This is a genomic window from Burkholderia ubonensis subsp. mesacidophila (assembly GCF_002097715.1).
In the GTDB taxonomy this organism is placed as follows: Bacteria; Pseudomonadota; Gammaproteobacteria; order Burkholderiales; family Burkholderiaceae; genus Burkholderia; species Burkholderia mesacidophila.
Genome location: NZ_CP020738.1, coordinates 128412 through 138832 on the forward strand (window position 1 = coordinate 128412; position 10421 = coordinate 138832).

General features: G+C 67.3%; 8 protein-coding genes. 5 read left to right on the plus strand and 3 right to left on the minus strand.

The features are described 5' to 3' along the window. Window positions 1-18 precede the first annotated feature (18 nt). On the plus strand, window positions 19-597 hold the full coding sequence (locus B7P44_RS18285) for a TerD family protein (protein ID WP_084907003.1): 579 nt from the start codon (window positions 19-21) through the stop codon (window positions 595-597). A 107-nt stretch (window positions 598-704) separates the two neighbouring features. On the opposite strand, the gene B7P44_RS18290 is transcribed toward B7P44_RS18285, so the two are convergent. After that, window positions 705-1337, minus strand: a complete 633-nt coding sequence (locus B7P44_RS18290) for an NADPH-dependent F420 reductase (RefSeq protein WP_205128719.1) — start codon at window positions 1335-1337, stop codon at window positions 705-707. Window positions 1338-1413: 76 nt separating this feature from the next. Between B7P44_RS18290 and B7P44_RS18295 the strand changes: the two genes are divergently transcribed. After that, a complete protein-coding gene (locus B7P44_RS18295; protein WP_084907007.1) occupies window positions 1414-1794 on the plus strand; it encodes a winged helix-turn-helix transcriptional regulator in 381 nt (126 codons plus the stop codon). A 54-nt stretch (window positions 1795-1848) separates the two neighbouring features. Here the strand turns inward: B7P44_RS18295 and B7P44_RS18300 are convergent, their stop codons facing one another. After that, window positions 1849-3597, minus strand: a complete 1749-nt coding sequence (locus tag B7P44_RS18300; protein ID WP_084907009.1) for a cholesterol oxidase substrate-binding domain-containing protein — start codon at window positions 3595-3597, stop codon at window positions 1849-1851. Between the two features lie 1111 nt (window positions 3598-4708). Between B7P44_RS18300 and B7P44_RS18305 the strand changes: the two genes are divergently transcribed. The 3 genes from B7P44_RS18305 to B7P44_RS18315 all read left to right on the plus strand — a co-directional run bounded on the left by B7P44_RS18305 (window position 4709) and on the right by B7P44_RS18315 (window position 8971). Beyond that, window positions 4709-6604 carry a thioesterase domain-containing protein gene (locus B7P44_RS18305; protein ID WP_231716768.1) on the plus strand — a complete coding sequence of 632 codons (1896 nt, stop codon included), beginning with the start codon at window positions 4709-4711 and terminating at the stop codon, window positions 6602-6604. A 141-nt stretch (window positions 6605-6745) separates the two neighbouring features. Then, window positions 6746-7579, plus strand: a complete 834-nt coding sequence (locus B7P44_RS18310; protein WP_084907013.1) for a LuxR family transcriptional regulator — start codon at window positions 6746-6748, stop codon at window positions 7577-7579. A 180-nt stretch (window positions 7580-7759) separates the two neighbouring features. Next, window positions 7760-8971: an alpha/beta fold hydrolase gene (locus B7P44_RS18315; protein ID WP_084907015.1), complete on the plus strand. Its 1212-nt coding sequence runs from the start codon at window positions 7760-7762 to the stop codon at window positions 8969-8971. A gap of 37 nt (window positions 8972-9008) precedes the next feature. Here B7P44_RS18315 and B7P44_RS18320 read toward each other — a convergent pair whose 3' ends face one another. Beyond that, on the minus strand, window positions 9009-10226 hold the full coding sequence (locus B7P44_RS18320; RefSeq protein ID WP_231716769.1) for a helix-turn-helix transcriptional regulator: 1218 nt from the start codon (window positions 10224-10226) through the stop codon (window positions 9009-9011). Window positions 10227-10421 lie beyond the last annotated feature (195 nt).

The window sequence follows — 10421 nt, forward strand, 5'->3', positions numbered from 1 at the left end:
TGAACAAGGAATTGCACCATGGCTGTGAGTCTGTCCAAAGGCGGTAACGTCTCCCTGTCGAAAGAGGCCCCGGGCCTGAGCGAAGTGCTGGTCGGCCTGGGCTGGGACCCGCGCGTCACCGACGGCACCGAGTTCGACCTCGACGCGTCCGTCTTCGTCACCGGGGAGAGCGGCAAGGTCCTGAGCGACGCCGGCTTCATCTTCTACAACAACAAGAAGTCCGCCGACGGCTCCGTCGAGCACCTCGGCGACAACCGTTCCGGCCAGGGCGAAGGCGATGACGAACAAGTCGTCGTCAAGCTGACCGGCCTGGCGGCCGACGTGAAGAAGCTGGTCTTCGCCGTGACCATCCACGACGCCGAAAGCCGCAAGCAGTCCTTCGGCCAGGTCTCCAATGCCTACATCCGCGTGGTGAACAAGGCCGACGGCAAGGAAATCGCGCGCTACGACCTGTCCGAAGATGCGTCGACCGAGACCGCGATGATCTTCGGCGAGCTGTATCGTCACAACGACGAGTTCAAGTTCAAGGCGATCGGCCAGGGTTTCGCCGGCGGTCTGAAGCCGCTGGCCGAAGCCCATGGCGTGAACATCGGCTGACGACCGTAGATGGAGCAAGCCCCGGCGGTCTGATCCGATTCCGCTGACGGCCGGGGCTGAGTTCAGTGTTGCACGGGACTCAGCCCTTTTGGTTTTGACTGGATCCCCTAGCCGCCGACCCGGTGATACACGAAGCCCGCATTCGTTCCGCCACCCCGAACCACCGCGATCTGAATGTTGAGATGCGCCATCGCCTCGAGATAACGGGCGTTGTTCAACGCTCCGGTAACGAGCGGCGCAAACCCCGCGCTCGCGGCGATCTCCGCGACCGCCGCATTGGCCTCGGCATCGTCGCCCGCGATGAAAGCGGTCACCGCATGTCCGTCTCGATCGATGCGCTCCGGCGTCATGATGTCGGCGAACACCGTGTTGAAACACTTCACCAGGCGAGCGCCCGGCAACCAGCGGCCGATCTGCTGCGCGGCGGAGCCGTTCGCGCCCAGCGGGAGAGGCGACCAGTCGTCGCGTAGCGCATTCGTTGCGTCGACAACGATCTTGCCGGCCAACTGCCGGGCCAGCGGCGGCAGCACCTCGGCGCATGCCTGATAGAGGACCGCGATGACGACGACGTCTCCGTGCACCGCCGCTTCCTCCAGCGACGCAACACGGTAACGCGCCCGAGGCCGCGCCCGTCCGGGGTCGCGCAGCCCGACCACCACGTCATGTCCGGCCGCGACGAGCAGCTCGGCCAGATTCCCGCCGAAATTTCCGCCACCGAGAAATGCGATCTTCATGGTCATGTTCCTCACGATTACGTCAGTGGCATCATTCTTTCAATGACGGCTTCCGCAATCAATTAGGTACCTGAAGGTAACCATGTCGAAGAAGATCGAATTGCCGCCGGATGCGTTCCTGAAGGTTTGCCCGTCCCGCGCGGTGCTGTCGCGCATCGGGCAGAAATGGACCGTGCTGACCATGGTCGCGCTGCAGAACGGGCCGATGCGTTTCGGCGATATCCGGCGCCGCCTCGAGGGCGTGTCGCAAAAGATGCTGACCCAGACGCTGCGCGCGATGGAGCGCGACGGCCTGATCGAGCGGAACGTCTATGACGAACTGCCGTTGCGCGTCGAGTACATGCTGAGCGAGCTGGCGCTCACGCTCGTGCCGCTCGTCGTCGCGCTGAAGGCCTGGGCGGAGGATGCGCTGCACACGATCGAGGCGAACAACGATGCGTTCGATCGCAAATATCCGGCCTGACGTCGTCGGCGCTGCGCGCAAGCCAATGCGCAGCGCCGACACCCGCCGATACCGCTACGGCATCAGCCGGTCCAGCAGCGGCGAGCGGAAGATCCGCTGCGGGTCGTAGCGCTCGAGGGTCGCACGCGCCGCCTCCCAGTTGCTCGCGGCGGGCTGGCCCGCGCTCTGCAGATTCGGGATCGTGGTGGCGAGCATCGTGTCGTCCTGCCATGCGGCCGTGTCGGTGTAGGCCCAGCCCTTCGACCATTCGGGACGCACCGTCGCGTACGCGCCGCTGTAGTTCGAGAGCATCCACTGCTCGATCTCGCGATAGAAGCGATCGGCGGCCGGCGTGCCCGGCAGCGTCAGGATGTCGAACCAGACGGCGACGTCCCATTCCGGATGATCAGGCCGCGGCTTGAGCGCGGACAGCGTGGGGACCACCGCGCCGGCGCCGGCCTCGGCGGGCTTGTCGAGGCCGGTGATGCGGATTTCGACGGGGCCGTTCATCGGGTATTCGCCGCGCGCCTTGTACGCGTCGACGCGGTTCTGATAGTACTGGACGAACTCGCTGACCACGCGCTGCACGTCCGCGCGCCGCGCGAGCACCGCGTAGCCGTTCGCGGTGACGCGCAGCGTCGTCGGGCGAATGTACTGCAGCACGGTGCGCGACCAGCCCCAGATGTCCGCGCTGAGCGTGAGCGCGAGACCGGCGGTCGTGATCGCGTATTGCGTCTGGCCGAACAGCGGCGTGAGCGCGCCCTCGCCGCCGATGATGATCCGCTTGACGAGATCCGACAGCGATTGCGGGATCGAATCGGAGAACGGGTAGTTGTACGGCTGCGTGACGGGGCGCGACAGCAGCGGCTTGCTGGGCTTCAGGGACCAGACCTTGAGCCACGGGCAGGTCGTGAACGGGAACCAGATCGCTTCCAGCCGGCCCGACTGATCGAGAAACGACGCGACGGTGCGGCCCTGCGCGGCGTTGGCCGAGAACAGTTCGGAGGCCGGAATGTCGATGAAGCTCTGGCAGCGCAGCCGCTGGTTCGGCCCTGCCGCGAGCGTGACTTCGACGACGAGCGCCCGGCCGATGTGCGCGAGGAACGCGCCGATATCGGGATCGTTGCGCTGGAACGTGCGCAGCGCGTATTGCCGGCTGGCGGGATCGAACACGACCGCGGTCAGCGCGATCACCAGGTTGCTCAATGAACCGTAGGTGTGGCCCGGTTGCAAGGCTTCGCCGACCGCGGGCACGGCGGTGCCGTGCGCGTCGATCGCGAGCGCGCCGCCGAGCGTAATGTCGCCCGGCGCGGGCGCGGCGACGACGCCGAGGCCGTAATCCTCGAGCTTCGCGAGCAACGTCTCCAGCGAGACGCCCGTTTGCGCGGTGACGCGCGCCGGCCGCGTCGACGTGTCGACGGACACCGCGGTCAGCGACTTCGTCGTGTCGAGCAGCACGATGTTCGCGGGAGCGGCGCCGGGTTCGAGCGTCAGCGGCGACCAGTTGTGCATGTAGCCGCGCGGGCGCACCCGGTAGCCGTTCGCGCGCGCCCAGTTGACCGTCGCGACGACGTCGTCGGCGGAGCGCGGCGCGGCGGTCCACACGTCCTGCACGACGATCTCGCCGCTCCAGTTCTGGAACGCCTGCTTGTAGAGCGGGATGTCGGCCGGGAAGCCGGGCGGCGTCGCGCCGGCCGTCGCAGCGTTCGCGGCAACCTGATAGATCGGCGTCCAGCCGGCAACGACACCGGCGGCCGCGAGCTTGGCCATGTCGGCGAGGAACGCGCGACGCGGCTTGGATTCGTCTTGGAAGTCGTGATTCATGAGTACTCCAGCTCCTGGAATTGTTTTGCGGATGGAAAGGCAAAAGACAACGCGTAGAGACCGCGGATGGTGCTGTTTCAGCGGAACGGATGCGCGCGCAGATTCGCGCGATGGCTGGCCAGGATTTGAAAAAACGATGTGCTCTGGAATATCTCGCAGACCTATTTCCGGCGGTCGTCGAATAATGATGGTCCGCGAATGCCTGTTTTCATGTTTTCGGGTTTTTAAATAAAATCCTTGGCAGTTTTAGATCATTCAATAATTCGATTTTTTCAGTTGGTCAAGGTTAGCAACTTGTATTCGTTGCGGCAAGTCACGGCGTGATCGAGTGAAATCGGGTTGCCGTTGGTAAATCCTGTCGATTTTCGCCATGATTGTTGCGGTTTGGAGAACGCTCAAAACGACCGTTTCCGTTCGGCGTTTTGTGTCAAGAAACGATCACCTGATTTATGCGTGTTCTGCAACGTCAATGTCATATTCATCGGAAATTCTATCCGGGGCGTCCCTTGGGGCTCGTGGAGCAATCGTGCCGGCGGCGGGCGGCGGGCGAATATTCATGTCGGATTGCATGGCAGATTGAATCGATCATTGAGTGAGTCGAAACTGTCGGCCGGAAAGAGACGGCCTGGTGCGTGCCGATGCGTGTCTTATGTGGATCACATCCGATTGTTATCTTGTCGAATAAGACGTCTCTGAAATGGATGTTTTTACGATTGCACGAGCGTTTTCTACCGATATTCATCACGTGCAGAAGAAAGTTTGCCCGGTGCGGCCTCGGTTGAATGCGTGAATCGCTTGTGGATTCTCGGGATCCGGCGGGCGAGTTGTTTAGTTAAATAAAAATAAATGATTTGCTAAATGCAAAATCTTAAATTCGTCGCTATCATGTTCGCCTAGGGTATACCTGAGCGTCTGCCCGAGTAAAAATTCAATCGGAATAATCGTTTCGTTTTGCGGAAACGATTTTCCGCCTGGCCTTCCGGGCAGGCGGCCAATCAGCAAAGCTCAATGACGGAAGTCACCTCGTCGGTTTTTCGCAGCATTTGCCAGTAACGATCGTCGATCAATGCGACGCCGCCGGCATGGCGCCGTCGAACACGGAGGAAACATCGTGCCTGCTTCACGCTTGTCATCGGGCTTGTCGATCGTCGATGACGGGGCCGCGGTCGCCGCGCCTGAAGATCGATCCCACGAGCACTGCGTCTTCTGGATCGCGGGCTATGCGCGCTTGAGCGACGGCGCGCGGCGCGTGTCCGAGCATCTCGGCGCGGGCTGGCGCGTATGCGAACTGGACGCCGATCCGTCGTGCGATGGGCCGCCGACCGTCGAATGGCTCGCCGCACGCCTGCTCGAACGCATCGTCGCGCTCCAGCCGCGCGGGCCGTACCGGCTCGCGGGCTGGGCGTCCGGCGGCGTGCTCGCCTACGAAGTGGCGACCCAGCTGGCCGGGCGGGACGAGACCGTCGCGTTTCTCGGCATCGCGGATGCGTTGCTGTCGACGGCCCACGCGGCCGCCCGGCCCGGGCATGCCGCCGATGCGCCGGCCGGAGAGCGTCTCGTCGAACTGGTCGCGATGGTCGCGAATGGCGGCGTGGCCGCCCGTTCGCACGACATGCGGCGGGCCGAATGGCTGCGGCTGTTCGACGGTGAAGCGGACGGCGGCGAAGCGAATGGCGGCGGCGCGCGCGCGATCGATCCGCGCGACCTGTTCGCGGACGCGGCAACGCCGGATTTCGCCGAGATCGCGTCCCGGTGTCGCGACGCGGGGCTGCTGCCGCCCGGGTTGCGCGGCCTGAGCGACGCGCAGCTGCAGCGATGGCTCGACCGCTGGGCGGCGCTCGATCACGCGTTCGCGCACTACGAGCCGTTTTCGCTGTCGATGCCCGTTCACTGGTTCGAGCTGCGCAGTGCCGGCGCGGACGCCGCCGCGCTGCCGGATCGCGCGGACGGCTGGGCGGCGCGGCTCGAGCCCGGCGAGATTTGCGTCGTCGACGTGCCGGCGCGGCACGCGTCGTCGGGCGGCGCCGCGCCGGCGCTCGGCCGCGCGATCGCGCATGCGCTGCAGGACGAGCGCCGCGCGGCCGCCGGCGGCGGCGAGCGGAAGGCGCCCCCGCCGGAGGCGGGCTATCCGTCGCACCTGCCGATCCAGCGCGGTGCGCCGGGCCGCCAGCCCGTCGTGCTGATTCCGGGCGCGGGCGACAACGTCGCGACGTTCCTGCCGTTCACGATCGCGGCGGAGCCGGGCTGGCCGATGCACGGCCTGCAGCCGCGCGGCCTCGACGGCGTGCTCGCGCCGCATGTGAGCGTCGACGCGGCGGCGACGGCATACCTGAGCGTCGTCGAACGGCTGGCGGCCGACGCGCGCGAGCCGGTGCATCTGATCGGCCATTCGTTCGGCGGCTGGGTCGCGATGGAAATCGCGTGCCGGCTGCAGGCGAGCGGCCGCCCGCCCGCGTCGCTGACGATCGTCGACACCGAGGCGCCGGCGTCGGCGGGCCGGCTGGGTCGCCAGTACACGTTCGCGAGCGTCGTGTGGAATCTCGTCCGCGCGCTCGAACAGGCGACGGGCCGCGCGCTCGGCATCGAGCGCGACGCGCTGTTTCGCGCGGACCGGCGCGGGCAATGGGCGATGCTCCATCGCGGGATGGTCGACGCCCGCATCATCCGCGGCGGCTCCGGGCCGCGCGACGTGCAGGGCATCGTGCGTACCTACGGGACGGCGCTGCGCACCGCGTACCGGCCGGCCGATGTCTATGCGGGGCGCGCGACGCTCGTGGTCGCCGCCGACGGCGACGACGCAGCGCGCGGCTTCGTGCCGGACGACGTGCTGTCCGGCTGGCGGCGCTTCGCGCCGCGGATGGCCATGTGGCGCTGTCCCGGCAATCACTACACGATGATCCGGCCGCCGCACGTCGCGCGCTTCGCGCAATGGTGGCAGCAGGCGGTGCGCGGCGACGGCGAGCTTGCCGTCGCCGCCGGGCCCGCGCTCGGGCAGGCATCGAACTGAACTGACACGAAGAAAGGGCGCGCGGCCCGGTGCAAGCCGGACGGCGCGCGATGGCAGCGGTGGCGCATCGCGATCCGCGCCGGGCGCGATTGCGCCGGCGTCGCGCCGCTGCCTTCAGGCACGCAATACAAGGAGAGTCAGATGGTCGAGATCTTCGCGAAGCTCGGAAAGGTGATTTCGAGCGCGGGCAGCGAGCGGTTCGCATCCGACATGCACGCGCTGCTGGCCGAGTCGATTCCGCTCGCGATCACCGGGATCAGCGAATGGACGCTCAACGAACCGGCCGGCAAGGTCGTCGACGTGCAATCGCTCGGCGCGTCCGGCGCACCCCGCGACGATCCGCGGATGGTGCCGCCCGCGGCGCAGGCCGAGCGGGACCCGGCCGGGCATCCGCTGGTGAACTGGATCGTGAGCGCCAGCGACCGGCAACTGATTCACATCAACCCGCCCGCGCGGCGCGGCGACGGCGGCGACGTGATGCCGCTGCGCGGGACGGGCGCGGGATTCCAGTGTCATCTCGTGTCGCGCAAGGCGAATCGCCGCTACGTGATCTCGCTGCATCGCACGTCGTCGCATTGCGACTTCTCGTTGCAGGAGATGTCGTTCCTGAAGAACTTCGCCGATACGCTGCTGCCGCTCGTCGAGTGGCACGCGTCGACGTGGCGGCACGGCGCGCTCGCAAGCGTGGCGCCGCGCGATCCGGCGGCCGGCGCGCCGGGTGTCGAGGCGCTGCGCCGCGACTTCGAATCGCGGCTCGCGCGCGCGGCGGTCGTGCTGTCGGCGCGCGAACGCGAAGTGTGCCTCGGCCTGCTCGCGGGCAAGATGCTGCGCGAGATGGCGGGCGAGCTCGGCCTGAAGGAGAGCACGGTCGAGACCTACATCAAGCGCGCGGCGGTCAAGCTCGGCATCAGCGGGCGGCACGGGCTCACGAAATGGATGATCGACGACTGCGCGCCATGCGCGTCGGCCGCGTGACGGACGGCGGCGGCGCGCACGCGCGCCTGCCGGCGCCGTGACGCGGGCGCGGCCGATCGCGACGGCCGCATTTGTCCCGGCTTTCCGTTGCAGACATTCCGGCGCACGGGTGCTTCAATCGACGTGCCGGGCGGAGCGCCCGGCGCGTCTCTTCCGTCATCGATCGCCTGGAATCCCTTCATGCACGAATCGACCGCCGCCGTACTGGACGAATCCGACTCGACCCTCGACTTGCGCGTGCCGAGCACGATCCGCGCGTTCCGGCATCTCGCCGCGAGCCTGCCGGGCCCGGTTCGCCTTTGCCTGTTCGACGATGCCTCCGATCGCCCGGCGTCCGGCGCGCGCGACGCGCAGCGCGTCGTCGCGACCGCGTTCGCGCGCATCGGCGCGCGCGACGTGCGGTTCGAGCCGGACGGCGCGGCAGGCCTGTCGTCGTTCGAACTGTTGATGAGCCGGCGCATCAGCGCGGCGTTCGACTACCGCTACGATCACTTCGACACGCCGCAGCGCCTGGCCTGCGCGCAGCGCGAGGCGGAAGACTTCGATTTCGATGCGCTGAGCGACGGCGTCGAGCGGGTACGGATCGCGCGCGAAGCGGGCATTGCGCTGTCCGCGTATGCGGGCTCGCGGCGCGATCTGCCGGCGGTCGTGCTCGCGCTGCCGTGCGGGATGCCGCTCGACCTGTGCCAGCGCTGGTTCGACGCGCTCGCCGAGCGCCACTTCGTGCTGACCTGGGAGACGCGCGCGCTGTTCGGCACGTGCGACGCGTTCGACGCGGCGCGGACCGACATCGACGCGCAAGTCGACGACCTGTTCGCCGTGATGGACCGCTTCGGCGTCGATCGCGCGCACCTGATGGGCATCTGCGGCGGCGCCGTCGTCGCGCTGCAGGCGGCGCTCGCGCAGCCGGCGCGGGCGGCGTCGCTGAACCTGTGGTACGGCGACTACAACCTGTCGGACGACGCGCTGCGGACGAAGCACCAGCGCAACTACGCGTGGCTGATGGAAGCCGCGGCGCAAGGGCGCGACGTCGCGCAGGATCTGCAGCGCATGTTCGCCGATCCGTCGACGCTCGTGACCGTGCCCGCCGAGATCGCGCACGCGGCGCTCTACCCGTATGCGAATGCGGAACTGATGTACCGGTATGCGAAGCTGAGCGATGCGCTCAACAAGGTCGATGCGCTTGCGCTGCTGCCGCGCGTCAGCGTGCCGACGCTCGTCGTCGCGGGCGACGACGACGAGGTCGCGCATTGCGGCGGGTCGGTGTTCGTCGCCGGGCGGATTCCCGGCGCGCGGCTCGAAGTGGAGGTGGGCGGCAGTCATCCGAAGCTGTTTCGCGCGTCGCCCGTGTCGGCGGCGCGCGCGCTGCAGTTCCTGGCGGGCCACGCGTGACGCGCGGAGCGCGGCCGGGCGCGAGCGTTCGGGTTCCTCAGGTTCCGACAAGGGGCGCCGCGCCGTCGCCGGTTTCGTCGAGCATCCAGCGGGTGAGCCCGTGACGTCCGCCGAAGCCGAGCTTGACCGCCGCCCGCTTCAGATAGGTCTCGACGGTGCTTTCGCGCAGCGCGAAGCGCCCGGCGATGGCGGGCACCGTGTCGCCGGCGAGCAGCGCCGTGCATGCCTCGATCTCTCGCGTCGACAGCTTGACGCCGGCTTGCCGCAGGCGCTCGGCGAACCGTCGCGCGAGGCGCTCCCTGCCGGATTGCGTCGCCGCGGATGCGGCTGCGGCGGGACGGCCGGTGGGCGCGTCCGAATCGAGCGCCGCGACATGGCTCGTGACGATCGGGAACAGCACGTGTGCGAAATCCTTCAGGAAGGTGCGCTCCTGCGGCGAGAAATCGTCGAACGCATTCGCGCGATATAGCGAGATCAGGTAGCAGTGGCCCTGCTTGCGGGTCGCGAGATGGAATTGCGCGCAGCGCGGCGGCGCGCTTGCCGCATGGGTGTCGAAGAAGCGGTCGAGCAGCGCGTGGGTCTGGCCGTGACCGCTGAGCGTGTCGTCGACATGCAGATGGCTTTCGCCGGAAGCCGCCGGCGGAACCGGCGGCCGATAGCCGGCGTCGCCCGCCTGGCCGGATCGCGCGAGCGCCTCGCCGACGGCGCCGATGCTGCGCACCTTGAGGTCGCCGTCGTGCATGCCGTCGACCGCGAGCTCCGAAATGCGGACCTCGTCCACGGGGACCGCCGCGAAGATCAAGCTGTACATCATCCGGGGAAAACGTCGGCTGCCGCTGCTCGAGATCGCTTCGCCGACATGTGCGAACAGTCTGCTGAACTCCATGAAAGCATTCCTGGTGACGTTGAACCCGCGCTCGCACGCGGGCTGCCGGCATGATTTAAACACCCGCCCGCGGACGCGTCTGTAACGGATAGCCGGGACAGCCGGTGAATCACCGGTGCGCCGGCGCGGCGGCGACGATTCCGGCGCGCGAGCGACTGTCCCACTTTTCTGCGACAGACAGCGCGATGCTTCGATGTTCCAATCGATGCATCCGGTGCCAAGGGTCTGTTTACATATGGAACGCACATGCGAATGCCCGAAATCGCGCGTAGGGCAAGAAGTGAGGAGCGCCGTTTGGCCGAGCCAAACAAGCGACGCGCGACGCCGCCATACGGGCGATTTCGGGCATTCCCGTGGAATGAATTTCAAGTTTGGGGTTGCCACGAGAACGGCCGCTCGCCGCGTTGTGCTCCTTGGCGATAGTCCAGTATTCGCGGCGTCGCACGCCTCGCGAGCGGCCGTTCTCGTGGCAACGCATGTGCGTTCCATATGTAAACAGACCCTGGGGGATCGCAGTGCAAGTTTCCGAATCGACCCGAGATGACCATCGCGTTCCGGAGCGTC

What these genes read in the sequence shown, in the direction of transcription:
- B7P44_RS18285 (WP_084907003.1), top strand. Translation starts at nt 19, where the DNA reads ATGGCTGTGAGTCTGTCCAAAGGCGGTAACGTCTCCCTGTCGAAAGAG.
- B7P44_RS18290 (WP_205128719.1), bottom strand. Translation starts at nt 1,337, where the DNA reads ATGACCATGAAGATCGCATTTCTCGGTGGCGGAAATTTCGGCGGGAAT.
- B7P44_RS18295 (WP_084907007.1), top strand. Translation starts at nt 1,414, where the DNA reads ATGTCGAAGAAGATCGAATTGCCGCCGGATGCGTTCCTGAAGGTTTGC.
- B7P44_RS18300 (WP_084907009.1), bottom strand. Translation starts at nt 3,597, where the DNA reads ATGAATCACGACTTCCAAGACGAATCCAAGCCGCGTCGCGCGTTCCTC.
- B7P44_RS18310 (WP_084907013.1), top strand. Translation starts at nt 6,746, where the DNA reads ATGGTCGAGATCTTCGCGAAGCTCGGAAAGGTGATTTCGAGCGCGGGC.
- B7P44_RS18315 (WP_084907015.1), top strand. Translation starts at nt 7,760, where the DNA reads ATGCACGAATCGACCGCCGCCGTACTGGACGAATCCGACTCGACCCTC.